Source organism: Mycobacterium sp. pR1184 (assembly GCF_041287235.1).
Taxonomy (GTDB): domain Bacteria; phylum Actinomycetota; class Actinomycetes; order Mycobacteriales; family Mycobacteriaceae; genus Mycobacterium.
In genome coordinates this window covers 438,442-462,775 of record NZ_JBGGKR010000003.1, presented here as the reverse complement: position 1 = coordinate 462,775, position 24,334 = coordinate 438,442, and the positions used below count along the sequence as shown (strand labels likewise).

27 protein-coding genes and 1 pseudogene are annotated in these 24,334 nt (G+C 66.4%); 14 read left to right on the top strand and 14 right to left on the bottom strand.

All coding sequences use genetic code 11. From position 1 onward, the window contains the following. Positions 1–30 precede the first annotated feature (30 nt). Positions 31–555: a hypothetical protein gene (locus ACAG21_RS07950; protein WP_370495404.1), complete on the top strand. Its 525-nt coding sequence runs from the start codon at positions 31–33 to the stop codon at positions 553–555. Here the strand turns inward: ACAG21_RS07950 and ACAG21_RS07945 are convergent. The 3 genes from ACAG21_RS07945 to ACAG21_RS07935 all read right to left on the bottom strand — a co-directional run bounded on the left by ACAG21_RS07945 (position 552) and on the right by ACAG21_RS07935 (position 3,121). After that, a complete protein-coding gene (locus ACAG21_RS07945) occupies positions 552–1,064 on the bottom strand; it encodes a DUF3145 domain-containing protein (RefSeq protein WP_370495403.1) in 513 nt (170 codons plus the stop codon). The genes ACAG21_RS07950 and ACAG21_RS07945 overlap by 4 nt on opposite strands. A gap of 127 nt (positions 1,065–1,191) precedes the next feature. Then, positions 1,192–2,013 carry a serine hydrolase domain-containing protein gene (locus ACAG21_RS07940; protein WP_370495402.1) on the bottom strand — a complete coding sequence of 274 codons (822 nt, stop codon included), beginning with the start codon at positions 2,011–2,013 and terminating at the stop codon, positions 1,192–1,194. 13 nt (positions 2,014–2,026) lie between these two features. Then, positions 2,027–3,121 carry a class I SAM-dependent methyltransferase gene (locus ACAG21_RS07935; protein ID WP_370495401.1) on the bottom strand — a complete coding sequence of 365 codons (1,095 nt, stop codon included), beginning with the start codon at positions 3,119–3,121 and terminating at the stop codon, positions 2,027–2,029. 103 nt (positions 3,122–3,224) lie between these two features. Between ACAG21_RS07935 and ACAG21_RS07930 the strand changes: the two genes are divergently transcribed. Continuing rightward, complete coding sequence (locus ACAG21_RS07930; protein WP_370495399.1) at positions 3,225–4,310, top strand: S-(hydroxymethyl)mycothiol dehydrogenase; 1,086 nt, start codon at positions 3,225–3,227, stop codon at positions 4,308–4,310. Further along, on the top strand, positions 4,310–4,933 hold the full coding sequence (locus ACAG21_RS07925; protein ID WP_342930128.1) for an MBL fold metallo-hydrolase: 624 nt from the start codon (positions 4,310–4,312) through the stop codon (positions 4,931–4,933). Before ACAG21_RS07930 ends, ACAG21_RS07925 begins: the two co-directional genes overlap by 1 nt. Before the next feature lie 152 nt (positions 4,934–5,085). Here the strand turns inward: ACAG21_RS07925 and ACAG21_RS07920 are convergent, their stop codons facing one another. After that, entirely contained in the window at positions 5,086–5,811 is a 726-nt protein-coding gene (locus tag ACAG21_RS07920) for an SHOCT domain-containing protein (protein ID WP_370495398.1), read from the bottom strand. Between the two features lie 57 nt (positions 5,812–5,868). Between ACAG21_RS07920 and ACAG21_RS07915 the strand changes: the two genes are divergently transcribed. Continuing rightward, positions 5,869–6,825, top strand: a complete 957-nt coding sequence (locus ACAG21_RS07915) for an SDR family oxidoreductase (RefSeq protein ID WP_370495397.1) — start codon at positions 5,869–5,871, stop codon at positions 6,823–6,825. A 183-nt stretch (positions 6,826–7,008) separates the two neighbouring features. Further along, on the top strand, positions 7,009–7,431 hold the full coding sequence (locus tag ACAG21_RS07910; protein WP_370495396.1) for a hypothetical protein: 423 nt from the start codon (positions 7,009–7,011) through the stop codon (positions 7,429–7,431). A gap of 4 nt (positions 7,432–7,435) precedes the next feature. On the opposite strand, the gene ACAG21_RS07905 is transcribed toward ACAG21_RS07910, so the two are convergent. Beyond that, entirely contained in the window at positions 7,436–9,277 is a 1,842-nt protein-coding gene (locus ACAG21_RS07905; protein WP_370495395.1) for an Hsp70 family protein, read from the bottom strand. A 134-nt stretch (positions 9,278–9,411) separates the two neighbouring features. After that, positions 9,412–10,497 (bottom strand): dihydrodipicolinate reductase, encoded by a 1,086-nt coding sequence (locus ACAG21_RS07900; protein WP_370495394.1) that lies wholly within the window; start codon positions 10,495–10,497, stop codon positions 9,412–9,414. A gap of 92 nt (positions 10,498–10,589) precedes the next feature. On the opposite strand from ACAG21_RS07900, the gene ACAG21_RS07895 reads away from it, so the two are divergent. From ACAG21_RS07895 to ACAG21_RS07880, 4 genes are all read left to right on the top strand, one after another. Next, entirely contained in the window at positions 10,590–11,792 is a 1,203-nt protein-coding gene (locus tag ACAG21_RS07895) for an MFS transporter (protein ID WP_370495393.1), read from the top strand. Positions 11,793–11,848: 56 nt separating this feature from the next. Next, the gene (locus ACAG21_RS07890) at positions 11,849–12,196 is read left to right on the top strand and encodes an MmpS family transport accessory protein (protein ID WP_370495392.1); all 348 of its coding nucleotides are present in this window, start codon (positions 11,849–11,851) and stop codon (positions 12,194–12,196) included. Positions 12,197–12,223: 27 nt separating this feature from the next. Continuing rightward, positions 12,224–13,519 carry a cytochrome P450 gene (locus ACAG21_RS07885; protein ID WP_370495391.1) on the top strand — a complete coding sequence of 432 codons (1,296 nt, stop codon included), beginning with the start codon at positions 12,224–12,226 and terminating at the stop codon, positions 13,517–13,519. 71 nt (positions 13,520–13,590) lie between these two features. Next, positions 13,591–14,175 carry an ester cyclase gene (locus tag ACAG21_RS07880; RefSeq protein WP_370495390.1) on the top strand — a complete coding sequence of 195 codons (585 nt, stop codon included), beginning with the start codon at positions 13,591–13,593 and terminating at the stop codon, positions 14,173–14,175. Here ACAG21_RS07880 and ACAG21_RS07875 read toward each other — a convergent pair. Continuing rightward, entirely contained in the window at positions 14,148–14,873 is a 726-nt protein-coding gene (locus ACAG21_RS07875) for a haloacid dehalogenase type II (protein WP_370495389.1), read from the bottom strand. The two genes, ACAG21_RS07880 and ACAG21_RS07875, sit on opposite strands and share 28 nt — an antisense overlap. 161 nt (positions 14,874–15,034) lie before the next feature. On the opposite strand from ACAG21_RS07875, the gene ACAG21_RS07870 reads away from it, so the two are divergent. The 3 genes and pseudogenes from ACAG21_RS07870 to ACAG21_RS07860 form a co-directional block, all read left to right on the top strand. After that, positions 15,035–15,346 carry a DUF202 domain-containing protein gene (locus tag ACAG21_RS07870; protein WP_370495498.1) on the top strand — a complete coding sequence of 104 codons (312 nt, stop codon included), beginning with the start codon at positions 15,035–15,037 and terminating at the stop codon, positions 15,344–15,346. Next, positions 15,343–15,669 (top strand): DUF202 domain-containing protein, encoded by a 327-nt coding sequence (locus tag ACAG21_RS07865; RefSeq protein ID WP_370495388.1) that lies wholly within the window; start codon positions 15,343–15,345, stop codon positions 15,667–15,669. The genes ACAG21_RS07870 and ACAG21_RS07865 overlap by 4 nt, the downstream gene beginning before the upstream one ends. Positions 15,670–15,848: 179 nt before the next feature. Further along, positions 15,849–16,571, top strand: a pseudogene (locus tag ACAG21_RS07860) (lysophospholipid acyltransferase family protein); the annotation flags it as partial. A 30-nt stretch (positions 16,572–16,601) separates the two neighbouring features. Here ACAG21_RS07860 and ACAG21_RS07855 read toward each other — a convergent pair. Further along, a complete protein-coding gene (locus ACAG21_RS07855) occupies positions 16,602–17,378 on the bottom strand; it encodes an Rv3717 family N-acetylmuramoyl-L-alanine amidase (RefSeq protein WP_370495387.1) in 777 nt (258 codons plus the stop codon). A 209-nt stretch (positions 17,379–17,587) separates the two neighbouring features. Here ACAG21_RS07855 and ACAG21_RS07850 point away from each other — a divergent pair, with 209 nt between their 5' ends. Continuing rightward, positions 17,588–18,352: a cutinase family protein gene (locus ACAG21_RS07850; RefSeq protein ID WP_370495386.1), complete on the top strand. Its 765-nt coding sequence runs from the start codon at positions 17,588–17,590 to the stop codon at positions 18,350–18,352. A 38-nt stretch (positions 18,353–18,390) separates the two neighbouring features. Then, complete coding sequence (locus ACAG21_RS07845) at positions 18,391–19,560, top strand: acyl-CoA dehydrogenase (RefSeq protein ID WP_370495384.1); 1,170 nt, start codon at positions 18,391–18,393, stop codon at positions 19,558–19,560. Here the strand turns inward: ACAG21_RS07845 and ACAG21_RS07840 are convergent, their stop codons facing one another. The 6 genes from ACAG21_RS07840 to ACAG21_RS07815 form a co-directional block, all read right to left on the bottom strand. Beyond that, positions 19,561–20,130 carry a TetR/AcrR family transcriptional regulator gene (locus ACAG21_RS07840; protein WP_370495383.1) on the bottom strand — a complete coding sequence of 190 codons (570 nt, stop codon included), beginning with the start codon at positions 20,128–20,130 and terminating at the stop codon, positions 19,561–19,563. A 125-nt stretch (positions 20,131–20,255) separates the two neighbouring features. Further along, complete coding sequence (locus ACAG21_RS07835; protein ID WP_370495382.1) at positions 20,256–20,570, bottom strand: carboxymuconolactone decarboxylase family protein; 315 nt, start codon at positions 20,568–20,570, stop codon at positions 20,256–20,258. Between the two features lie 139 nt (positions 20,571–20,709). Further along, complete coding sequence (locus tag ACAG21_RS07830) at positions 20,710–21,579, bottom strand: dioxygenase (protein ID WP_370495381.1); 870 nt, start codon at positions 21,577–21,579, stop codon at positions 20,710–20,712. Beyond that, positions 21,564–22,559, bottom strand: coding sequence for a zinc-binding alcohol dehydrogenase family protein (locus ACAG21_RS07825; RefSeq protein WP_370495380.1), 996 nt, complete (start codon positions 22,557–22,559; stop codon positions 21,564–21,566). The genes ACAG21_RS07830 and ACAG21_RS07825 overlap by 16 nt, the downstream gene beginning before the upstream one ends. Before the next feature lie 14 nt (positions 22,560–22,573). After that, positions 22,574–23,596 carry an EcsC family protein gene (locus tag ACAG21_RS07820; RefSeq protein ID WP_370495379.1) on the bottom strand — a complete coding sequence of 341 codons (1,023 nt, stop codon included), beginning with the start codon at positions 23,594–23,596 and terminating at the stop codon, positions 22,574–22,576. Positions 23,597–23,620: 24 nt separating this feature from the next. Further along, complete coding sequence (locus ACAG21_RS07815) at positions 23,621–24,076, bottom strand: HD domain-containing protein (RefSeq protein ID WP_370495378.1); 456 nt, start codon at positions 24,074–24,076, stop codon at positions 23,621–23,623. Positions 24,077–24,334 lie beyond the last annotated feature (258 nt).

The following is a 24,334-nucleotide window of genomic DNA, read 5'->3' as shown; positions in this document are numbered from 1 at the left end:
CAGGGCATACCTGCTGCCCTGGGAGGAACGATGTCGGGACATCGCGCAACGGCGCTGGTCGGCCTGGCCGTGTCAGTGGGCGGCTCGCTGGCAGCGGCCCCGACAGCATTCGCGGCCGACCCGCTGTGGAACGGGCAGTACATCCTGACGTTGTCCGCCAACGCGAAGGCCGGCACCAGCATCGCGGCCCGCCAACCCGAATACGCCCATCGGGCCAGCGTCTCGATCACCTCGAAATGCGCGGCCGGCGTCTGCACCGCGACGGTGAACGACCCGCCGCCGCCCAAGAACGAATTCATGCCGCAGACAGTCGAATTCACCTGGAACGGGTCGCAGTGGGTACGCGAGATGACCTGGAAATGGGACTGCCTGCTGCCCGACGGCACCATCGAATATGACCCGGCGAAATCGATTACGGCTTACACCCCCGGGCCCAACGGAGTGCTCACCGGCGTCTTCCACACCGACATCACCAGCGGAGCGTGTCAGGGCAATGTCGATATGCCGGTGACGGCGGCGCCGGCGAACCCGCCGACCGTCCCGCCGGTCGTTTAGCCGACGCCCCGGCTGAGCCAGGTGACTTCGCCGGCGTCGCCGCCGTCGCGGTAGACCTCGAGCGCGTCGTCCCACGCGGTGCCCAGCACCGAGTCCAGCTCGGCGGCCAGCGTGTCGGCGCCCTGCGCCATCATCGACCGCAGCCGCATCTCGCCGACCATGATGTCGCCGTTGGCGCTCATCGCCCCGCTCCACAAGCCCAGTTGCGGCGTGTGGCAGAAGCGGTGGCCGTCGACACCGGGGCTCGGGTCCTCGGTGACCTCGAACCGCAGCACCGACCAGGACCGCAGCGCGTTGGCCAACCGGGCGCCGGTACCCACCGGACCGACCCAGTTGGTGACAGCACGCAGCTGTCCCGGCATCGCCGGCTGCGGTGTCCAGACCAGGTTGGCCTTGGACTGCAGGGTCGACGACAACGCCCACTCAACATGCGGGCATACCGCCGCGGGCGAGGCATGGATGTACACCACACCTGCCGTCACGTCGGCGAATTGATTCGACGCACGCATTTACCTGCTCCTTCGGTTCCACGAGGGACGTCTTCCCCAACGACCTGGCGGATCCGACAAGCAGATGTTTTGTTTCGTGCGTGTCTATTGTGCCCTGTGATACCCGTGTTGCGCTAGTGCTCGATGCTTATTTGATGTATTGCACCAGCACCGCGTCGGCGAGCGCCGGCCACAAGTCGAGCGCCCAGTCGCCGAAATCGCGGTTCGTGCACGCCACCAGGGCCAGGTCCGCGTCGGGATCCACCCAGATGAAACCGCCCGCTTGGCCGAAATGGCCGTAGGTTCGCGCCGAGTTGCGCGCCCCCGTCCAGTGCGGCGATTTGCCGTCGCGAATCTCAAAACCCAGGCCCCAATCGTTGGGCCGCTGCACGCCGTAGCCGGGCAACACCCCGTCCAGGCCCGGGAACTGCACGGTCGTCGCCTCGGCGTGCATCTCGGCCGACACGGTCGATGGACGCAACAGGTCACCGGCGAACGCCGCCAGGTCGGCGACCGTCGAGGTCGCCCCGTAGCCGGCCTCCGCCGCACCGCCGTCCAGCCGGGTGGCGGCCATGTTCAGCGGCTCGCAGACCGCCTCGGTGAGGTAGCGGCTGAAGTCGATGCCCGACTCGCGCTCCACGGTTTCGGCCAGCACGGCGAAGCCGTAGTTCGAATACATGCGCCGGGTGCCGGGCTTGGCCAGTACTCGACCGTCCAGCATCGCCAGGCCCGACGCGTGGGCCAGCAGGTGCCGGACCGTCGCGCCGGGCGGGCCGGCCGGGGTGTCCAGCTCGACGACGCCCTCTTCGATAGCGACCTGGGCGGCGCGGGCCACCAGCGGCTTGGTGACCGACGCCAGCGTGAACACCCGCTCGGTGTCGCCGTGGCTGGCCAGCACCCCGCCCGGTCCGATCACCGCGGCGGCGGCAGCCGACACCGGCCAGTCATCAAGCGCGTCGAGAGCAGCCATCAGATCGGGCGGGTCACTTCGTCGCGATGTAGTAGTTGTTGATCGGATCGGAGTCGATCTCGAGCACCCGGACGTCGTCGAACCCGGCGTCCACGAGCATCGAGGTGGCCAGCTGCGTGCCCCAGGCCGTCCCGAGTCCGGCGCCGCCCAGTGCCAGCGACACAGTCATGCAGTGCATCAGCGAGACGGTATAGAGGTAGGTGCTCATCGGGACGTCGACGTTGTCCTCGAGCCGGCTCGATGCCTTGATGTCGGCCATCAGGAACACACCGCCGGGTCGCAGCGCGCGTTGGATGTTCTCCAGCACCCGGGCCGGCTGCGCCTGATCGTGGATCGCGTCGAAGACGGTGATGACGTCGTAGGCCTCCGTCTTGTCCAGATCGGCCAGGTTGTGCGCCTCGAAGCTCGCATTGGTCAGGCCGAGGCTGGCCGCCTCGGCGGTACCTGTGGCGATGGCCTGCTCGGAGAAATCGATTCCGGTGAACCGGCTCGCCGGAAAGGCCTTGGCCATCACGTTGATCGCGTGACCGCTGCCGCAGCCGAAATCGGCGACGTCGACTCCGGAGCGCAGCCGGTCCGGCAGGCCATCGGCCAACGGCAACACGACATCGACCAGCGCGAGGTCGAACACCGCCGCGCTCTGCTCGGCCATCAGCGCGTGGAACCGTGGAAACTCGCTATAGGGCAGCCCGCCGCCCGCGCGGAAGCAGCCGATGATTTTCTGCTCGACTTCGCCGAGCTGCGGCAGAAACATGGCCACCACCGCCAGGTTGTCGGGCCCGGCGGCGCGGGTCAGCACCGCCGCGCGGTGGGCCGGCAGCGAGTAGGTTGCGTTGCCCGGGTCGTAGTCGACGACATGTCCGGTCGTCATGCCGCCCAGCCACTCCCGCACGTAACGCTCGTTGAGGCCCGCGGCGTCCGCGATCTGCCCGCTGGTGGCCGAACCGAGTCCGGCCATCGTGTCCAGCAGGCCGGTCTGGTGTCCGATACTCAGCAGGATTACCAGGCTCGCGTCGTCAATGGACGACACCACGCGTCCGGCGAATTCTTCGACAGTCTCTTGATTTTGGCGCTGCGCGCCGTCCGAACTCGTGTCGAGTGTCGTCACGCTCTGCAGACGCTACACCCGGTTGTGCGTCCCCGGAACGGCCCTGGCTGATGGGTGGACACCGGGCTGCCGAGTGTATGGCCCCCACAGTAGGTTGTAGCCCATGAGTCAGACAGTGCGCGGAGTGATTTCACGCAAGAAGGGCCAGCCCGTCGAATTGGTGGACATCGTCGTCCCGGACCCCGGCCCGGGCGAGGCCCTGGTCGACGTGATCGCCTGCGGGGTCTGCCATACCGACCTGACGTACCGAGAGGGTGGCATCAACGACGAGTACCCGTTCCTGCTCGGCCACGAGGCAGCGGGCACGGTCGAAGCCGTAGGGCCGGGGGTGACGTCGGTGGCGCCGGGCGACTTCGTGATCCTGAACTGGCGCGCGGTCTGCGGCCAGTGCCGCGCCTGCAAGCGCGGCAAGCCGCACCTGTGTTTCGACACGTTCAACGCCACCCAGAAGATGACGCTGACCGACGGCACCGAGCTGACGCCCGCGCTGGGCATCGGCGCGTTCGCCGACAAGACGCTGGTGGCCGCCGGCCAGTGCACCAAGGTCAATCCCGAGGCCGATCCCGCCGTCGCCGGGCTGCTGGGCTGCGGCGTGATGGCCGGAATCGGCGCCGCGATCAACACCGGCGCCGTCAACCGCGACGACACCGTGGCGGTGATCGGCTGCGGCGGTGTGGGCGACGCGGCGGTGGCCGGCGCGGCGCTGGTCGGCGCGAAGAAGATCATCGCGGTCGACACCGATAACACGAAGCTGGACTGGGCCCGCAAGTTCGGCGCCACCCACACCGTCAATGCCCGCGAATTCGATGTCGTCGACACCATCGCGGACCTCACCGACGGCTTCGGCGTCGACGTCATCATCGACGCGGTCGGCCGGCCCGAGACTTGGAAGCAGGCCTTCTACGCCCGCGATCTCGCCGGAACCGTGGTGTTGGTCGGCGTGCCGACGCCGGACATGAAACTGGAGATGCCGCTGGTCGACTTCTTCTCCCGCGGCGGATCGTTGAAGTCGTCGTGGTACGGCGACTGCCTGCCCGAACGAGACTTCCCCACCCTGATCGACCTCTATCTGCAGGGCCGGCTCCCGCTCGAGAAGTTTGTCTCCGAACGAATTGGGCTAGACGGCATCGAGGAAGCGTTCGAGAAGATGCACGACGGCAAGGTATTGCGTTCGGTGGTGATGCTCTGATGGTTCAAATCGACCGTGTGGTGACCCACGGCACGTTCGAACTCGACGGTGGCAGTTGGGAAGTCGACAACAACATCTGGGTCATCGGCGACAACTCCAATGTGGTGGTGTTCGACGCGGCCCACGACGCGGCGCCCATCGTCGAAGCCGTCGGCGGGCGTCACGTGGTGGCGGTCGTGTGCACCCACGGCCACAACGACCACGTCACGGTGGCGCCCGAACTCGGCAAGACCTTGGACGCGCCGGTGCTGCTGCATCCCGCCGACGAGGTGCTGTGGCGAATGACCCACCCGGACAGCGACTTTCGCGCCGTGTCCGACGGGGAGAAGTTGAAAATCGACGGCACCGAGCTGACCGCGATACACACGCCGGGCCACTCGCCCGGCTCGGTCTGCTGGTACGTGCACGACCTCGGTGTGGTGTTCAGCGGCGACACCTTGTTCTCCGGTGGCCCCGGCGCGACGGGTCGTTCCTACTCCGACTTCCCGACCATCCTGAAGTCGATCTCCGAGCGCTTGGGGACGTTGCCGGGTGAGACCGTCGTGCACACCGGCCACGGCGACAGCACCATCATCGGCGACGAGATCGTGCACTACGAGGAGTGGGTGGCCCGGGGTCACTGACCCAGTCACACCCACACCCATACCCGGGAGTCGGCGAGGCACGTTGTGCCCGCCTCTGAGCGACAACGTTTGTCTTGGTACTCGGCCCGCGCCTGGCGCATTCCCACCTCCCCCCAGTTTGTCGCTCAGAGGCGGGCAAAAGGCCGCACACCTCAGTGCCCTTCGAGGATCCGCCGCTTCTCGGCCTGGAACTCCTCTTCGGTCAACGCCCCGGAATCCCGCAGCGCCGCAAGCGTTTTGAGTCGCTCGAGCCGAACGCCGTCGTCGGTGGGTTCGTATGCCGTGGTGGGCGACGGCTGGGGTGTCGGCCGGACCCCGTCCACGACGGCCGTCGCTGCCTTGCGTCGGGTGCCGCGCAGCCACCGCCCCGCCACGATCGAAGCGGTCAGGCCCACCGCGAACATGCCGACGAACAGCCAGATCAGAAATCCGTAGGAGCTCGAGTGACCGAACGCGAGTCGCGGTGCGATGAATCCGTTGACCTGGCCGTCCGTCGTGATGTTGTAGGTGCCGTCGGCCGGAATCTGCGCCACCCACACCCGCACGTGCGCGTCATTGTTGACTGAGGTTGTGCTGCCGATGTTTTCCGTCATCGTCGGCTGCGCGACGCCGTCGGGCGGCGAAATCGTGATGCCCAGCGGCGGCACCGGCAACCCGCTGTCGGGGCTGCCGATCACGATGGTGTGCAGGCTGACGGTGACTTCACCTTTTGGCAGATGCAGGCTGCCCGAACCGGGGACCGGGACCTCGCCGTACGCGTTGTAATCGTCCAGGAAAAACACGTTGAGCACGATGGCGACGATGATGCCGGCCAATGACATGATCGTGACGACGACGGCCGAGACAAATGAAATCTTGGCGGGCAGTCTGCTCCACATCCCCGGAGTGTGTCACCGCTAGTGACCGGGGGCCAGCGAAAGAGCACACTGATACCCATGTCGAACGATCTCGTCGCCACCGTACCGGACCTCACCGGGAAGCTGGTCGTCATCACCGGAGCCAACAGCGGTCTGGGCTTCGGGTTGGCCAGACGGCTGTCGGCGGCCGGCGCCGACGTGATCATGGCCATCCGCAACCGCGCCAAGGGTGAGGCCGCGATCGACGAGATCCGCCGCAGCGTGCCCGACGCGAAGCTGACCATCAAATCCCTCGACCTGTCGTCGCTGGCGTCGGTCGCCGCGTTGGGCGAGCAACTCAACGCCGAGGGCCGCCCGATCGACATTCTGATCAACAACGCCGGGGTGATGACGCCCCCGGAACGCGACACCACCGCCGACGGCTTCGAATTGCAGTTCGGCAGTAACCATCTCGGGCACTTCGCGCTGACCGGGCATGTGCTGCCGCTGTTGCGCGCCGCGCAGCGGGCCCGCGTCGTCTCGCTGAGCAGCCTCGCCGCCAGCCAAAGCGGCAAGATCCACTTCGACGACCTGCAGTTCGAAAAGTCCTATGCGCCGATGTCGGCCTACGGTCAGTCGAAGATCGCGGTGCTGATGTTCGCCCGCGAGCTGGACAAGCGCAGTCGCGCCGGCGGCTGGGGCATCGTCTCCAACGCCGCGCACCCCGGTCTGACCAAGACCAACCTGCAAATCAGCGGCCCCTCCTACGGTCGCGAAAAGCCGGCGCTGATGGAGCGCTTGTACAAGGCGTCATGGCGCTTTACGCCGTTCCTGTGGCAGGAGATCGACGACGGGATCCTGCCCGCCCTGTACGCGGCGGCCACGCCGCAGGCCGAGGGCGGCGAGTTCTACGGACCCCGCGGCTTCATGGAGCTGGCCGGCGGCGGCGTGAAAGTAGCCAAGACGCCGGCCCGCGCCCGCAACGAGGACGATTGCCGTCGACTGTGGGAGATTTCCGAGGAACTCACGAAAGTCAGCTACCCGGCGACCAACTAGCAACTGCCACATAGCTTTTCGCAGCGGGCTACACGCACCTCTGTCAAATGCGCCTCGGCGCATATCCCCTCGGGCCGTCCCATGACCGCTGGTCACACATAAAAGAGTGCGGTAACGAGAGTTTCGACACAGCGCGGCTACGGGTAACCGAACCGGACTGCGACTCGACAAGGGGGCATTCAGATGAGCGTGCAGGACGAAAGAACAGCTGGTGAAGAGGACGACCAGCAGGTGTCGGGAAAGTCCGACGAGAGCGATCGACCCGAAGGGGTCAAGGGTGACCAGCACCCGCAGGAGAAGCCGGAGCCGGACGAGGACGACAAGAAGGCGGCCGCCGAGATGATGGTGGCCTACGAGGACCGGCCGACGTTGGTACTGCCGGGATCCGGTGGGGCGGTCTCGGGCACCGCGGTCAACGATTGGCTGGACGAGGACGGTAATCCGAAGACCACCGACGGCCCGGCCAACAAGGATTCGGACGGCGACGGCTCGGACGACAAGGCCCGGCAAGAACAATTCGAAAAAGACAAGGCGTTGAACGAAGAGCTCAAGAAAATCGCCGCCGAGGAAAACAAGGGCGAAAAGCGGCCTGCGACCGGAGCCTAAATAGTTACGGCCCGCCAAATCCGGGAATTGGCAAGCCCAGTCCCGGAATTCGCGGGATGGGCGGAATCGCCGGGATCGGCGGAACCCGGGGTGCGGGCGGCGGTATCGGGGGTACGGGTGGTGGCGGCGGCGCCTCGACGGGAGGTGGTGGCGGTGCCGCCGGGACCGGAGTATCGACCGCCGCGGGCGGTGGTGTGTCCACTGCCGCAGGAGCCGGCGTATCCGCGGGAGCGGGAGCGTCGGCCGTCGGCGGCGGCGCGGCCGGCTGGGGCGCGGCCTGACCCGTCATCGGCGCCTGACTCGGCGGCGCGGGTTGTGGTGCGGCGCCCTTGGCAGACGGCGCGGTCGCCGGAGCCGTCTTCACACCCGGGTTCGGCGTGGTGGCGGGTTTGTCGTCGGACAGGCCGATCGCCAATGCGATGCCGACCAGCAGCACCGCCACTGCCGTACCGATGACGACCATGCCCGGCATCCGCGACCACGGAACGACGGGGGTCTTCTTCTCCCGGCGTGGCTGCGCGGGTTGTTCGAAGTTCAACGCCGGTCGCGCCGACGTATACCCTGATCCGCCAACATGATTCGGGATCTGCCCGGCCGCAGCGGGGGCGGCGGGCATCATGCGCGACTCGTCCTCGGCCTCCGACCATGCCAGCGCGGGCATCAGCCTCGAGACCGGCTCCGGGGCATCGGTGAGCACGGACGGTCGCTCCTCGACCGCGACCGGTGCTGCCGGCGCGGCCGCCACGGCTGCCGCGGTCGCGCGGGATACGGACGGGGTCAGCAGTGTCGCGCTGGTCTCCGCCGGCCCACGCGTCGCACGCAGCGCCCCACCGATGGCCGGGGCCAGGTGCGGTCGCGGCGTCGTGACCACCGGAACCCTCAGGTGACCGGAGAGCATCGTGGTGACCGCCGGAATGTTGGCGCCGCCGCCGACCGACACCACCGCGACCAGATCACGAATCCCGTTGCGCGCCAGCGTCTCATCCAGCACCGCAACGAAATTGGTCAGGGAGGTACGGATCGCGTCGTCGAGTTCGTTACGGGTGAGCCGGATTTCGCCGGGGATGCCCGGCAGCCCCTCGGCCAGGGTCGCGACCGTGGTCGACGACAGTTGTTCCTTGGCAATGCGGCATCCGGTGCGCAGCCGGCTCAGCGGCCCGATCGCCGAGGTGCCGGACGGATCGAAGGAATCGGCGCTGGGCAGGTTCGCCAGCACGGTCGTCAACAGCGCCTGATCGATCAGGTCACCGGAGAAGTCCAGGTGCCGCACGGTCGGGGCAATCGGCTGATAGTCACCGGCGGCGTCCATCAGCGTGATGCTGCTGCCGCTGCCGCCGAAGTCGCATACCGCCACGGTCCCGCGCGCCGGGATGCCGGGGTTGGCCCGCGCCGCGAACAGCGTCGCGGCGGCATCGGGGATCAACGTCACCGGCCGGTCGCCCTTCGCCCATTCGGGCACCCGACTCAACGCGGAGCCCAGCGCGTCGACGGCGTTGGATCCCCAGTGCGCGGGATGCGTCACCGCGACGTTTTCCGGAAGCTCCGCACCGTTGGTGGCGGTGTAGGCCAGGGCACGCAGTCCGTCGGCGGCCAGGACCTCGCTGCGGTGCACGGAGCCGTCGGCCGCCACGATGCCGATCGGGTCGCCGACGCGATCGACGAAGTCGGTGATCACCAGGCCCGGCTGGTCCAGGCGCGGATTCTCCGCCGGCACCCCGATCTCGGGCAGGCGCTCGCGGAACAGCGTCATGACAGGCTTGCGAGTGATGGCCTGGTCGGCGGTGACCGCGGCGAAGTTGGTGGCGCCAATCGAGAGCCCCAGCGCGGGCGTAGCTCCGTCTGACATGGTCCCAATCCCCGTTATCCAGCGGTATGCCCCCGCATCCGCCTACCCCGATTTTGTCGGTTATACCTATAGCCAATCTCTGCGTTGGCTATGCGTGAGCTGTATAACGTCGCGGCCTCAGTCTAAAGCCCTGGTCACCGTATGTTGCCGGTTCCCGCGATAAGCGGGAGATCCAGCGGCGTGACCCAGCCGGGCCGCAGATCGTTGACCGCTGGCACCGCATTCAGTGCCCGCAGCCCGGTCGCCAGACACCCGGCCGCGGCGGCGTCCCGGCCGGAGCCGTCGGTGAACCGGAACGCGGTCTCCTGGAAGATGCTCGGGGTTCCTTCGATGTCCACGCGGTAGACGTCGTTGTCATGACCGGTCGGCCAGTCGGGCGCGGCGTCGAGCCCGATCCGGTTGACGTGCTCGAGCTGGATGCGGGTCTGGCCCTGGTAGACGCCGTTGATGGTGAACCGGACGGCGGCGACGTGCCCGGGCTTGATCACGCCTCGCGCGGAGTTGCGTTCGGTCGGTGTCACCCACTTGTCCCAGGTGGTGGTGATCTCGTCGAGCATGATCCCGGCAGCGTGCGCGATCATCGGGACGGTCGCGCCCCAGGCGAAGATCAGCATGTCGCGGTCTTCGAGCATCGGTTTGAATTCGGGCTCGCGGCCGATGCCCATCTCGAATTCGTAGTCGCCCTCGTAGTTGGTGTAGTCGAGCAGCTCGGACGCCCGCACCTTGCGGATCTCCGATGTCAGGCCCATCAGCGTCATCGGGAACAGGTCGTTGGCGAATCCGGGGTCGATGCCGGTGGTGAAGCAGGACGACTCCCCCAGCTCACAGGCTTCGGTGATGGGCTGGATCCAGTTCGGCGGGTTCAGGTGCATCGTCGGCCACACCCATGGCGTCATGGCCGTCGAACACACGTCGATGCCGGCGCGCAGGAAGCTGGTGATCAGCTTGATGTTCTCTTTGGCGTGCATCGCGGTCGGGCCGTAGTGCACCAGCGCGTCGGGCTTCAATGCGATCAGCGCGTCCATGTCGTCGGTGGCGGTAATGCCGACCTGCTCGGACATGCCGCAGATGTCACCGACGTCGCGGCCGACCTTGTCCGGATTGCTGACGCCGACGCCCACCAACTCAAACAGCGGGTGCTTGACGATCTCGGGGATCACCATCCTGCCCACGAAGCCGGTACCGAACACCACCACGCGCTTTGAGCTGCTTATCGACATACCCAACCTTCCGGTCACCAGCCCCCCGCTTCACATTAAGTGGGCGGCAGGTGTGGCACCTAACATCTGACTGTGCGAACAGGGATGCCGCGATGAGTCGCACCGACGCGGCGATTCGTAACGGCCCAATCTGGCTCACCCGGAATGTGTGGGTGCTGTCGCTGGTGTCGCTGCTGCAAGACGCCGCGAGCGAGCTGCTTTACCCGCTGCTGCCGATCTACTTGACGACCGTTTTGGGTGCGCCGCCGTCGGTGGTCGGGGCGGTGGAAGGCGCCGCGGAGGGCGCCGCGTCGATCACCAAGGTGGTGTCAGGCCCATTGGGCGACCGCTTTTCCCGCCGGCCGCTGATTGCGACCGGGTACGGGATGGCGGCGCTGGGCAAGGTCTTCGTCGCCATCGCCAGCGCGTGGCCCGGCGTGTTGCTCGGACGGGTTGTCGACCGATTGGGCAAGGGGCTGCGCGGTGCGCCGCGCGATGCACTGCTGATCGACGGAATCGACCCGGCCCAGCGCGGCCGGGTGTTCGGGTTTCACCGCGCATGGGACACGCTCGGCGCGGTCATCGGGCCGTTGCTCGGGCTGGCCGGGTACGAGCTGTTCGGTCACCAGATCGGTCCGGTCCTCTATCTCGCGGTGATCCCCGCTGTGCTCAGCGTGCTGGTCATCGCGTGGGTCCGGGAACGGCCGCGAGACGTGCGGCGAACCAGCGGTATTCGGGTGTTCGCCGAGACCCGCCGGCTGCCCCGCCGGTACTGGGCGGTGGTCTCCTTTCTGGTGGTGTTCAGCCTGGTGAACTTCCCTGACGCGCTACTTCTGTTGCGGCTCAAGGAGATCGGCTTCTCGGTGGCCGATGTCATCTTGGCTTACGTCGGCTACAACCTGGTCTACGCGGTGGCCAGCTTCCCGGCCGGGTGGCTGGCAGACCGTTTCGGTCGTCCGGTGGTCTACGGTGCCGGTCTGGTGTTCTTCGCGATCGGGTATATCGGTCTGGGCATCACCGCGGACGCGGCGATCGCGTCGGCCCTGATCGTCGCGTACGGACTGTTCACCGCCTGTTATGACGGCGTCGCAAAGGCCTGGATATCGACGCTCGTCGGGGAAGACCAGCAATCGAGCGCCCAGGGCGTCTTTCAGGGGCTCAGCGGGTGCGCGGTGCTGGCCGCGGGACTGTGGGCCGGCTTCGTGTGGGGCGCCGACGGTCGGCTGCCGTTGCTGATCTCGGGTGTGGTCGGGGCGGCATGCGCTGTGGTTCTGCTGGGTGCCCTGGCCGTTCGCCGCATCGCGCCGGTTTCCTGACGGCGTCTGAGGCCAACCGCTTCCCTACCGTCGCCGGTGGTGACACGATGCAATTCATGAGAACGCACCTCGCCGCACCGTCGCTGCTGCTGGCTATCGGTTTCGGGTTCGCAAATGCCTGCGGCGTCGCGCACGCCATTCCGCAGATGCCCCAGGTCCGTTACGAGGTCAATGGCCCGGCGGTCGCCCAGTTCATCTACTACCAAACCGACACCGGGCAGCTGCATCAGGTGAACGCGCCGCTGCCCTGGTCGACGGAGTTCACCGCGTTCGGCGGGCAGGTGTTCGCGATCAGCGCGCAGGGGCCGGGTCCCATCTCCTGCAAGATTTTGATGGACGGCAACGTGGTCAGCGCCGCGACGGCGACGACCGGCGTTCCCGCGCGAACCGTCTGCACGCACTGATCCGGGTCTAGGCGAAGGGAAGGTTACGTGAGCCTCGAGACCGGTATTGCGTCGCGACCGAATGGGACACCCCCGCCCGACCTCCCGCTTGCCGATGTCCAGCTCGAGTCGCTCGATTTCTGGGTGCGCAACGACGATCTGCGCGACGCGGCTTTCGCCACCTTGCGCCGGGAAGCCCCGATTTCGTTTTGGTCGCCGATTCAGTACGAGGGGTTCGAGACCGGCAATGGGTATTGGGCGCTGACCAAGCTCGACGACGTCCACTTCGCCAGCCGTCATCCCGACATCTTCAGCTCCGCCAGCGGCATCACGATCAACGACCAAACACCGGAATTGGCCGAGTATTTCGGCTCGATGATCGTGATGGACGACCCGCGACACCAGCGGCTGCGCTCGATCGTCAGCCGGGCGTTCACGCCGAAAGTCGTTGCCCGCATTGAGGCTTCGGTGAAGGAGCGGGCCCACCGTCTGGTCACCGCGCTGACCGTCAACCATCCCGACGGCCAGGCCGACCTCGTCACCGAGCTGGCGGGGCCACTGCCGCTGCAGGTCATCTGCGACATGATGGGCATCCCGGAAGAGGACCACCAGCGAATCTTCCACTGGACCAACGTGATTCTCGGCTTCGGCGACCCCGATCTGACATTGGACTTCGAAGAGTTCATGCAGGTGTCGATGGACATCGGCGCCTATGCGACCGCGATGGCCGACGACCGCCGGTCCAACCATCACGACGACCTCACGACGGCTCTGGTGGAGGCCGAGGTCGACGGCGATCGGCTGACCTCCCAGGAGATCGCGTCGTTTTTCATCCTGCTGGTGGTGGCGGGCAACGAAACCACCCGCAACGCGATCAGCCACGGCGTGCTGGCGTTGTCGCGCTTCCCCGAGCAACGGGAGAAGTGGTGGTCCGATTTCGAGGCGCTGACGCCCACCGCGGTCGAGGAGATCGTGCGGTGGGCCTCCCCGGTGATCTACATGCGCCGCACCCTGACCCGCGATTTCGAGTTGAGCGGCGTCAAGATGGCCGGAGGCGACAAGGTTGCGCTGTACTACAACTCGGCCAATCGCGACGAGTCGCGATTCGACAATCCGTGGGCTTTCGATGTCGGGCGCAACCCCAATCCGCATCTGGGCTTCGGCGGCGGCGGCGCGCATTTCTGCTTGGGCGCCAACCTGGCTCGTCGCGAGATCCGGGTCGTCTTCGACGAACTGCGCCGCGAAATCCCCGACATCACCGTCACCGGCAAGCCGGCGCGGCTGCTGTCCCAATTCATTCACGGGATCAAAACTCTGCCGGTGTCCTGGACCACCCCGGGCTAGGGCCTCCGCAGCCCCGCCGGAAGCCACAGCGCACGCCATATCAGCAGCACCGCCCGGATTACGCTGACCGGATGACAGCCCCCGCGTTTCCCGCCCCCGAAGTGCTGGCCGCGCGCCAGAAACTCGTGCTCGACCATTTTCACGACGAGGTCCGCCAGGACTGGGATGACGTGCTGGCGACCTTCCCGCACCCCCACTACGAGCTGATCCCGCAGCTGGTCGTCCACGACGGAAACGAGGCGGTGCGTGGCTACTACCACTACACGCGCACCGCGTTCCCCGATCAGGACCACGAGATCATCGCGCTGCGACACAGTGCCGACGCGGTGATCGTCGAGTTCTGGTTGATGGGCACGCATCGCGGTTTCCTCGGCAAGGTTCCGCCCACCGGCAGCCGCTTCCGGGTCCGCATGAACGCCTACTTCGTCTTCGACGACACCGAAACGCTTGTCTGCGAACGCATTTACTTCGATCAGCTGACGATGGTCAAACAGCTCCTCGGCGGGCTGGACATGAAGAAACCGGCGAACTGGCTACTCGCAGCACGCGTGGTGCGCGGCCTGCTGTCGATGTCTTCGGACAAACCGGACCCGGCGCTGACCAATACCGTGCCGCCGGCGTTCACCCTTCAGGACGGCCACCAGACGCCCAGCTGATCGGCGAGGTCGAGGAAGTCCGAGGCATTGATGTCGAACTCGTCCGAATACGCCACGTCGGGATCGCCGTCGGCGCCGAACTCCAAAGGACGCGCGATGAACGCCGTGCGAAAGCCGAGTTCGGCTGCCGCGCGGAGGTCGTATTTGTGGCTGGCCACCATCATGATCTCGGCCGGTTCCAGGCCCAGGTAGGTCGCGGCCATCCGATAGATCGCCGGGTCCGGCTTGAAAACACCGGCCATCTCGGCGGCGAAAATCGCATCCCAGGGCAACCGCGCACGCTTGGAGATATTGATGACGGCGGACACGTCGGCGTTCGACAGCGTCGCCAACGTGAAGTCGCTCTTCAGCCAGGAGAGCCCGGGTGCGACGTCCGGCCAGGGCTCGAGTCGCTGCCAGGCCAGGGTGAGATCCTCACGCTCGGCATCGGTGAAGCCGTCGATGCCGCACTCGTCGAGCAGGGTGTCCAGCGCGGTGCGGTAGACCGAGTGCACCGAAACCCAGCCACTCTGTTGGCTGCGCGCGGCCTCGAGTGCGGCGAAGTAGCCTGCCCGCCAACGCCGGACCAGGTCGGGCCAATCGAGCTGCGGGTAGCGTCCCGCGCTGATCCGTTGCGCCTCGTCGCAGACGGTCGAATGGAAATCTGTCGCGGTGCCCTGCACGTCGAACAACAACGCCTTAACCACAACCTTCATCATGCAACGGCGCAGCGCAAGGCGCGCTGGCCGGCCACGCGGTTAGTTAAAATCACGGGTAAAGAAATGCTTGTTCCCACACTTCCTGCGAGGTCGCCGTGTCCGAGAAGGCCATCACCGAGCGCCACGCCGACAGCACGCAAGAGCCCGACTACCGGTTCACCATGGCCAACGAACGCACCTTCCTGGCCTGGCAGCGCACCGCGCTGGGGCTGCTCGCGGCGGCGGTCGCCCTGGTGCAGCTCGTTCCGGAGATGACGGTGCCGGGTGCCCGCCGGCTGCTCGGCCTTGGCCTTGTGGTGCTGGCGATCCTCACCAGCGGGATGGGGTTGCTGCGCTGGCAGCAGGCCGACCATGCGATGCGCCGCGGCGACCCCCTGCCCCGTCATCCCTCGCCGGCCTACCTCGCGGTCGGGCTCAGCCTGGTCGGAGTCGTCGCACTCGGGTTGGTCGTGCTGAAGGTCGTCGCGGGTTGACCGCGGCGCACGGCAATCCGGTCCGCGGGCTACAGGCCGAACGTACGACGCTCGCCTGGTCGCGGACATCGTTCGCGTTCCTGGCCAACGGCGTCCTGCTGGCCATCAAGGAAATCCACGGTGCACGGGGATGGCTACCGTTGATCCCGGCGGGTGTGGCTCTGCTTGCGGCGATGTGTACCTATCTGATCGCGTTCCGGCGCCAGGCGATCCTGCAGCGCCGACCGCTGCCGGCCGACATCAGCCCTCGTCGCCCCGTGTACATCATTGGAATCGCCACGCTGCTGCTCATCGTGATGGCCACGGCCGCGCAGCTGGTGTAACGGCTCGCCCGCCCTTGGTGTTCACCATGACCGAACCTGGTGTTCACCATGACTTTTCGCCGCGCCGCTGCGGATGCGGCACGGCTGAATAGCTCCTTACAATCGGCGTGCCGCGTGGGTCCAATGCGATGTATCGGGAGGCTGCAATGACGACGACGGGTTTGCCCGACACGCCGCGCGGCGTCCGTCTTCGCAGACAAGCAAACCTGCTCGCCGGCTTCGGCCTGGCGCTGCCGGTCGGCGCGGGCGCGCTGGGTGTTGGCCTGCTGACCCGCAGCCGTCGGCGCGGGCTGAACTTCTTCCGGTCCACCTGGCCGCAGTTGTTGCTCGCCACCAACGGCATTCGCTACCGCGTGATCGGCACCGAGAATTTGACGGCACAGCGCCCGGCCGTCTTCCTCTACAACCACCGCAACGGAGTCGACCCCTTCATCGCCGCCGCGCTGCTGCGGGACGACTGGATCAAGATCGCGAAGAAGGAACTGGCAAGCGACCCGATCATCGGCACGCTACTCAAGTTCAACGAGGGCGTCTTCCTCGATCGCGACGACCCCGCCGCCGCGGTGGAAACCCTGCACGAAGTCGAGGAACGCGCGAAGGACGGACTGTCCATCCTGATCGCGCCGGAAGGCACCTCGCGCGACACCATGACCGGGGTGGGGCCGTTCAAGAAGGGAGCGTTCCGGATCGCGATGGCCGCGGGCATTCCGATCGTGCCGATCGTGATCCGCAACGCCGAGATCATCGCCGCCAAGAACTCGCTCAAGATCACCCCGGGCACAGTCGATGTCGCCGTGCTGCCGCCGATCCCGGTCGACGAGTGGACGCTGGAGACGTTGCCGGGTCGCATTGCCGAGGTGCGCCAGCTCTATCTGGACACGCTCGCCGATTGGCCGACCGAAGTACCCAAAGCGGCCGTCGCAGGCTGAGTTTCAGCGGCCGTTCAGAAACGCCACGATCCCCTGCGTGACGGCCGCGGCGTACTTCGCCCGTCCGTCCGCGCTTTCCATCAGTGCCGCTTCGTCCGGATTCTTCATGTTGCCCAGTTCGACGAGCACCGCCGGGTACTGAGCCAGGTTCAGGCCGGCCAGGTCGGCGCGCCCGTAGAGGCCATCCGAGCCGACGTAGGTAGACGGGTGAAAACCCGCTTGCACCAAAGCATCTCGCATCGTGTGGGCCAGTTGCACCGCCGGGCCGGCCTGGACATCGTTGAGCGGCGGGGCCGAGTAGTTGACGTGAAAGCCGCTGCCGGACGCCGGAGCGCCGTCGGCGTGAATGCTCACGATCGCATTGGGGTGCATCGCGTTCGCCTGGGCGGCGCGCTGGTCGACGCACGGCCCGACGGAGTTGTCGTTGTCGCGGGACAGCGCGGTAGTCACGCCTTGTTGCCGCAACGAGTCGTTGATCAGGCCGACGACGGCCCAGTTGAACGCATGCTCGGGATAACCGCCGTTCGTCGCGGCGCCCGACGTTTGGCACGCTTTGGTGCCACCCCGGCCGTTCGGCACTTGCTCGTTGATCGAGGCGTCATTGACGGCGTTGTGGCCCGCGTCGAGGAAGACCGAGGAGCCGGCAAGCCCGGCTGATGCGCGCGGGGCAACAAGCGTTGTCACACCGAGCAACGGGGCCGCACCGGCAGCTTTCAAGACGTCGCGTCTAGAAGCAGATTTCAGCCGGGCGCGCCCTCGATGCGCAGGCGGATCGCTCACCGCGCGATGGTAACAACCCGCCTGTATCCTCAAGATCAAGCCGATTGATTTGTAAAGGCACGACATCGGGACCGGCCAGCAGTCCTTCGGTATTGACCGGGGATATCAGGCCGTTTAAGACGACTACCGAACTTCTGCGTGTCGCTTTTGTGGTCCTTGGCAACGGTGGTGAACTGGTCTTGGAACTCAAAGGTTTGGGATGGGCACCGATGGGCATTTATTTCGGCATGATCGCCGGTCACATCATTCGATTCATCAAACCCACCGCGATAGCAGCCGTGGGTCTTGGTACCAGTTTCCTTGTCTCCCCTACTCCGTCGGCTCTGGCCGAGCCGTGTCCCGACGCCCAAGTGGTGTTCGCTCGCGGCACGGGCGAGCCGGAAGGCATCGGCCCCACCGGGCAGGCCTTCGTCGATAGTCTGCGCGCGCGCGAAGCCGGAAAATCCGTCGATGTCTACGCCGTGAACTACCCTGCCAGCAATGAGTGGCAGACCGGCCTTGACGGAATCCGGGATGCCGGCGCTCACGTCGTGTCGATGGCGAGCAGTTGCCCGAAGACCAAGATGGTGCTCAGTGGATTCTCGCAGGGCGCAGCCGTGATGGGCTTTGTCACCTCGGCGCAGGTGCCCGACGGTGTCGACCCGGCGAGCGTGCCCAAGCCCCTGGCACCCGAAATCGCCGACCACGTCGCCGCGGTGGTGCTCTTCGGCACGCCCAACGTGCGGGCGATGAACTTCCTGGGTCAGCCGCCCTTGGTCATCGGGCCGATCTACCAGGCCAAGACCCTCAAGGTCTGCGCGACCGATGACCCGGTGTGCTCGGACGGCATGAACTTCGCCGCCCACGACACCTACGCCGACGGTGGCGCCTACATCGACAAGGGTGTGTCCTTCGCCGCCAGCCGACTCGACGAGACCCCCGGCGGACCGACCGTCGTCGTGCACGCTCCCAGCAGCACCGGCTTCGGCAACTGACGGGCTGAACATACTAAAAAGTATGTTACGGTGACCGCATGGCTGCGGTTGCCACCCGCTCGTTGCACGGAATCACCGACGAATTCGTCGCGCGGTTAGCCGCGCGTGCCGAGGAGGCCGAGCAGCTGCGCCGGCTGCCCGCGGCGACGGTCAGCGAGTTCCGGCAGTCAGAACTGTTCCGGCTGATGCTCCCGACCCGGTTCGGTGGCCTCCAGGCATCGTTTCCCGAAGTGCTGGAACCGATTCGGCTGATGGCGCACGGCTGCGCGTCGAGCGCGTGGACGCTGGGGTTCTACACGCTGCATAACTGGATGCTGTCGTTGTTCGACCCGCGGCTTCAGGACGAAGTGTTCGCGTCGGGTCCGGTACTGGCGCCGGCTCCGTTGGCCCCGACCGGCCGTGGCACTCCGGTCGACGGCGGCGTGCGCCTGACCGGCAAATGGTCATGGGCGACCGGCGCGATGGACGCCGACTGGGTGATCGTCGGTGCGCTGATCCAACGCGACGACGGCATCCTTCCGGTGCTCGTGGTGCTGCCCGCCGACCAGGTCCAGGTCGACGACGTGTGGCACACCGCGGGCATGCGCGCGACCGGCTCCCACGACCTGATCGTGACCGACGTGTTCGTCCCTGAACACCGCATCGCCAGCGTGGCCGACATCTACGGCGGCACGGCCCCGGGCGCCCATGTGCACGGGGCGGCTACCTACCGGTGGCCACTGGTGCCCGCGCTCGCATTGGTGGCGTCGATGCCCGTGCTCGGTACCGCCGAACGGGTGGCCGCGCTGTTCGCCGAACGGCTGAGCGGCCGGGTGCTGGCGTATAGCGGTGCGGCGCAAAAGGATCAGCCCGCCGCGCAGATCAGGCTCGCCGATGCGACCGTGCGGCTGCGCGCGCTGCGGGCGCTGGTGGACGACACTGCCGCGACCATCGACGAGCTCGTAGTCAGCGGTGAACGCGTGCGTCGATCGGTGCGGGCGAACGCCCGGCTGGCCGCGGCGTACACCGTGCACGAGTGCCGGGCGATCATCGCCGATCTGCTGGAGGCCGCCGGCGCGAGCGCTCATTTCTTGTCCAACCCGTTGCAGCGCGCCAAGCGCGACGTGGACATTGCGGCGGGCCATGTCGTGTTCGACTACGACGTGAGCCGGGAGTTGGCCGGGGCGTTGGAGATTGGCGCCAAGATCTCGCCGATCGCGATGGTGTGACTACTTCGCGTCGGCCAGCATCAGGTCCAGGAAACGCTCGTGTCGAGCCAGCTTCTGCGCCTGGCCGGGCGAGGCGGTGAGGTGCAGTAGGCCGATGCCCGCCGCGAAGGTCAGCTCCGCGCGCAGCTTGGCGTCCTCGTGGCTGAAGCCGCACTCGCCATAGGCCTTCGTGACGGCGCGAAGCAGGCGGCGGTCGGCGTCGCGAATGTTCGCGGCGGCGGTTTGATCGGTGCGGGCCCACTCCCGCATCGCGCGTTCGAGCATCCAGTGTTGCGGCCTGACCAACGAAATCATCAAGGCGGACAAGCGTTCCCGGGGCGGCAGCGTGTCGATCTCGGCCAGGATTTGCCGATCCTCCTCGCGGAACGCATTCCACGAGTCGACCAGTGCGGCGCGGTAGCCGTCCATGTCCTCGAAGTGCCAGTAGAAGCTACCGCGGGTGGCGCCGACTTGCTGGCACAGCCGTTCGATCTTGAGGGCGCGCGCCCCCTCCTCGGCGAGCAAGGTATAGCCGGCCTGCAGCCAGTCGTCGGCTGACAGGCGCGTCGACGGGGGCTTCCGCGCGGCCACGTCGTGCAACGTTACGGGCAATCAGGTCCGCATCGTTAGACTTGTGAAAAATTAGTCCCGCCCGTCGACGGGCGGCGCAGGCAGCCGCGCGGTGTCGTCGAGGTCGACGTCGAGCGCACTGAGCATCAGCGCCAAGCCCGCGTACCTGGTCCGTGCGCCGTCTGCACGCTTTCGGAAAGCGCCACGGCCGGCCCGGCGCGCGTACTGACAAGTTCGGTTGTCAGCCGCAAGACCGCGAGCTCGGTCCTTGCGAAATAGCCTGTTTCCCAATCGGACTCGGTGGTGACCGCGTCGATCTGCTCGGCGCTGACGCCGCTTTCGAGCGCCACGTCCCGGTGCTGGCCGAGTTCGTAGGCGCAGCCCTGCAGGTTGGCCACGCGCAGGACGATCACCTCGCGCATGCGTGCGCTGAAGGTCGGGTTGGCATACAGCTCGTCCATCTGCTGCGTCCATCCGGGAAATACGTTGGGCGCGTTGGCGAGTAGCCGGAACACGTTGAGGTTGCCGCGCCGGGCCGCCCATTCGCGGGTTGACTCGGGCTACTGGTCGAGGTCGGCTAACGGCAGGCGTGTCATGGTTTCACTGTGCCGCGAGAGTGAACGTCCAATCCAGCGTGACGAAGGGTTCGTCGACTTTCGTTCCGTTTGGCGCGACGCCGGGTTCGTGGCGCACGAAGTCGGCCTTCAGCGACTCCTGCGCCGAGAACACGGCGTCGCAATCGATGTAGGGGTCGTCTTTGAGAAAGAGCTGCGTGATCAGCGGCTGGTAGCCGTCGGCGTGGAACCAGAAGTGCACATGTTGGGGTCGCATCACGGATCGGTTGGCGGCCCGCAGGATTTCCCCGCACGGGCCGTCGGTGGGCACCGGGTAGTAGCGCGGTGTGATCGAGCGGTACCAGAACTTGCCGTCGTGATCCGTGGTCAGCAGTGCGCGCATGGCGAACTCGCCGTGCAGCGGCTCGGTCATTTGCACGTCGTAGAATCCGGTGCCGTCGCTGTGCCAGGTGTCCACCTGGGCACCGGCGATCGGCCTGCCCTGTTCGTCGACGACCCGGCCGGTCACGAACATCGGTGTTCCCGCAACACCATTGGCGATGTCGGCACCATTGGGTGCGCTCGGGCGGCCCTTGACATAGAACGGGCCGAGTAGCGCCGAGTCGGTGGACGATCCGCCGGTCTGCTCGTTGATTTTGTCCAGCAGCATCGACAGACCGAGGATGTCGGACAGCAGCACCACCTCCTGGCGGGTGGGGCTGGAGATCTTGCCGAGCCGTTCGATGAAGTCCATCGCGGTGAACCACTCGTCTCCGGTCAGCCGCACCTCGCGGGCGAAGTCGTGCAGATGCTGGACCAGGCTCCGGAAGAGTTGACGGAAGCGTTCGTCGGTGGCGGTGTCGAAGGTCTTCAACACTTCGTCGGTGATGGTCTGTTCGGTCAGATCCGTTGCCATTGCGGTTGCCTCTCTTGGGGATTGATCACGACGCGGCCCGGGGTGTGGCTGGCGACCGCGTTGTAAGCTGCTGTGCTTTCGTCGAGGGAGTAGCGGGCGGTGACGGGCAGTGGGCGGAACTCGCCGGATTCGAAGTAGGGCAACATCTTTTGTAGTAACTGCGCGCAATCGATGACGCTGAGTTTGCCGCTGTCGACGCCCAGGATGCGGGTTTCATTGCGGTACAACGCTCTTAGGTCGATGTCGACGTTTGGCGAGCCGACGACACTGATGACCACCAGCCGGCCGCGCAGCGCGAGCGAGGCCAGCGCGGCCTGTGTGGTCACGCCGCCGACCGCGTCGTAGACGACGTCGACGCCCTTGTCGTTGGTGAGTCGTTTGAGTTCGGCGGCGACGTCGGTGTCGAGGGCGACGAACTCGTCGATGGCTTGGGCGGCGGGGGTTTGCGGGTCGGGTTTGCGACGGCCCACGCCGATCAGCCGGGCGCCGAGGGCGTGCGCGATCTGCGCGACGGCGCCGCCGACTCCCCCGGATACGCCGAAGATGGCGATTGTTTCGTCGGCTTGCAGCTGGGCCGTCTCGACCGCGCCGGCCCAGGCGGTGATGAAGTTGACCCCGACGGCGGAGGCCTCGTCGAAGCTCAGTATTTTCGGCTTGCGCGCCAGTGCTTCGATGGGCACCTTGATGAGCTCGGCGTGTGAGCCGTCGCGGGTGAAGCCGACGTCACCGCCGGTGCCCCACACGTCGGCGCCCTCCCATCCGGGCGGGCCGCCGACAACCACGCCCGCGAAGTCGCGTCCCGGCGTGCGCGGCAGTACCGTCCAGTCCATCAGTCCGGCAACGTTTTTCACATCGGACGGGTTGACCGAGGCGGCTTCGACGCGGATCACCGCTTCCTGCTTTGTTGCTTTCGGGGCAGGCAGCTCGGTGACATGCAGGACGGTGGGGTCACCGAACGTGTCGAAGCGCAAGGCTCGCATGGGCTGTTCCTCCGTCACCCATGTTCGTCGGTATCGGCGATCTGGATGCCTTCCGAATTGAGGAGGTCGATGAGGTCGGCGACGTCAGCCGTGGGCAGGTCGACGTTGCCGCTCTTGTCGTACAGGAAGCGCTCGCGGTAGGCCCAGTACGCGGCGTCGGCAATGTCGTTGACCGCCTTCCAGTTCAAGGCCGCGCCGATCCCGACTCCAACGACGGGTGCGAGCTGGAAGAGTTTTGACCTGGCCAGCTTCTCGGTGAACTTGACGGCGAACTTCTGAGCCACCTTGGCGAAGGTCTGTTGGTCGAGCTCATGCCACGCGGCGTTTCGGGCTAGACTTTCGATCAGCAGCGCAAGCTGTTGGTAGGCAGCGGCTTTCGCCGATGAGGTTCCGGCTAGCCCCAGCCCGATGACCTGCATCATGAAAATTTCTTCGGCGGGCTGGGACGGGTCGTAGCCGTAGTACAAAGCGTCTTGCGCCACGACGCTGCTGCACGCGGTCAAAAGCACTGCGGCGTCGACTCCCATGGCCGTGACGACTGTCCCCAGTCCTGGCCCGGCCGCGACGCCGGCGGTTCCCGCCGCACCGACGGTCGCGACCGCCTCACCAGTGCTGATGGCGAGACCGGCTGCCGCACCTTCGACCGCTGCGGATATCGAGTAGGCGTGCCGCGTGAAAGCAAACGCCGCCACGTCGTCGATCGCTTTCAGGTCGAGCTTGCGGATGTCGTCGAGGTGGTCGACCTTATGGCCTTTGCGCGCATAGGCACCGATCACCAGACTGGGCGACGTTGTCATTTGACCGGTTTTGGTCATAGCTTTGCCGGCGTTCGCCGCCGTGGTGCCAAGCAGTGCCGCGCCGGAGTCGGTCACCTTGTCCAGACCCGACACCTTCAGCGCCTTGTTGACCAGCCCCGGGCCAATGCCACGCACGCTGTCCGGAATTGCGGGGATCAGTCGGCGCGACGGCCGAAGGGCGCGCTCTTTATGCGCGGTGACCTTCTTCAGCTGTTCTTGCTCGTAGGCAGATAGCGCCACCGCATCATCACAGCACAAGTGGGGTCACTGCGCCGCGCGCGCTCTGCGCCGAGCCCCGTCCTCGAAGTCGGCGCCGAGCGCTGCGTAGGCGCCGCCGTACTTCTGCGTCAGCCGGGCGCGGTCGGACTCGGTCAGCGTTGCCATCCGGTCGGGGTCGGTGTTGTCCGCCAGATCCGCCAGCTTCACTTCCCGGGCGATCGGGTGGTCGTTGATTTGTTGGTAGTACTCGGCGGGTGGTCGGTCACTGCGTCGGGTGAGCAGCTCGATTGCGTCGATGGCTGCCTGCGGGATTCCGCGATCGCTCAGTGCCGTCGCGTCGATGTCGGTGTCCTCGATGACGTCGTGCAGCAATGCTGCCACCACGGCGTCGGTGTTGGTCGGATCCACGTAAGACGCGACCCGGCGAACGTGCCCTATGTAGGGCATGCCGGCCTTGTCGACCTGGCCCGCATGCGCCTCGGCCGCGATTGCGTCTGCCACAGCAATGGGGTCCAACGCGCACGTCCTTGTTAAGGCAGCCGATTCGACGCGGCCAGCAACTTCCTGCCTGTAACCATACGTCCATCGCTCGAAGCGTTGAGCTGACTATTCTAATTGGAAGCGCTCTCCCGTCAAAAGCTGCAGGCGACAAATCGGACGCGCACCATCTCCAGTGACAGGATGTGTTGAGCTCGTATCCACTCGATCGAACGCGTCATTGCAATTCTCTTAAAACGATCCTCGACACTCGTACTCGTG

Coding starts and splice junctions, on each gene's coding strand:
- ACAG21_RS07910 (WP_370495396.1), top strand. CDS start 7,009: ATGAGCGTGCAGGACGAAAGAACAGCTGGTGAAGAGGACGACCAGCAG.
- ACAG21_RS07850 (WP_370495386.1), top strand. CDS start 17,588: ATGGGCATTTATTTCGGCATGATCGCCGGTCACATCATTCGATTCATC.
- ACAG21_RS07940 (WP_370495402.1), bottom strand. CDS start 2,013: ATGGCTGCTCTCGACGCGCTTGATGACTGGCCGGTGTCGGCTGCCGCC.
- ACAG21_RS07915 (WP_370495397.1), top strand. CDS start 5,869: ATGTCGAACGATCTCGTCGCCACCGTACCGGACCTCACCGGGAAGCTG.
- ACAG21_RS07870 (WP_370495498.1), top strand. CDS start 15,035: ATGGCCAACGAACGCACCTTCCTGGCCTGGCAGCGCACCGCGCTGGGG.
- ACAG21_RS07945 (WP_370495403.1), bottom strand. CDS start 1,064: ATGCGTGCGTCGAATCAATTCGCCGACGTGACGGCAGGTGTGGTGTAC.
- ACAG21_RS07830 (WP_370495381.1), bottom strand. CDS start 21,579: ATGGCAACGGATCTGACCGAACAGACCATCACCGACGAAGTGTTGAAG.
- ACAG21_RS07825 (WP_370495380.1), bottom strand. CDS start 22,559: ATGCGAGCCTTGCGCTTCGACACGTTCGGTGACCCCACCGTCCTGCAT.
- ACAG21_RS07835 (WP_370495382.1), bottom strand. CDS start 20,570: ATGGACGAGCTGTATGCCAACCCGACCTTCAGCGCACGCATGCGCGAG.
- ACAG21_RS07895 (WP_370495393.1), top strand. CDS start 10,590: ATGAGTCGCACCGACGCGGCGATTCGTAACGGCCCAATCTGGCTCACC.
- ACAG21_RS07845 (WP_370495384.1), top strand. CDS start 18,391: ATGGCTGCGGTTGCCACCCGCTCGTTGCACGGAATCACCGACGAATTC.
- ACAG21_RS07900 (WP_370495394.1), bottom strand. CDS start 10,497: ATGTCGATAAGCAGCTCAAAGCGCGTGGTGGTGTTCGGTACCGGCTTC.
- ACAG21_RS07890 (WP_370495392.1), top strand. CDS start 11,849: ATGAGAACGCACCTCGCCGCACCGTCGCTGCTGCTGGCTATCGGTTTC.
- ACAG21_RS07905 (WP_370495395.1), bottom strand. CDS start 9,277: ATGTCAGACGGAGCTACGCCCGCGCTGGGGCTCTCGATTGGCGCCACC.
- ACAG21_RS07930 (WP_370495399.1), top strand. CDS start 3,225: ATGAGTCAGACAGTGCGCGGAGTGATTTCACGCAAGAAGGGCCAGCCC.
- ACAG21_RS07950 (WP_370495404.1), top strand. CDS start 31: ATGTCGGGACATCGCGCAACGGCGCTGGTCGGCCTGGCCGTGTCAGTG.
- ACAG21_RS07925 (WP_342930128.1), top strand. CDS start 4,310: ATGGTTCAAATCGACCGTGTGGTGACCCACGGCACGTTCGAACTCGAC.
- ACAG21_RS07920 (WP_370495398.1), bottom strand. CDS start 5,811: ATGTGGAGCAGACTGCCCGCCAAGATTTCATTTGTCTCGGCCGTCGTC.
- ACAG21_RS07880 (WP_370495390.1), top strand. CDS start 13,591: ATGACAGCCCCCGCGTTTCCCGCCCCCGAAGTGCTGGCCGCGCGCCAG.
- ACAG21_RS07875 (WP_370495389.1), bottom strand. CDS start 14,873: ATGATGAAGGTTGTGGTTAAGGCGTTGTTGTTCGACGTGCAGGGCACC.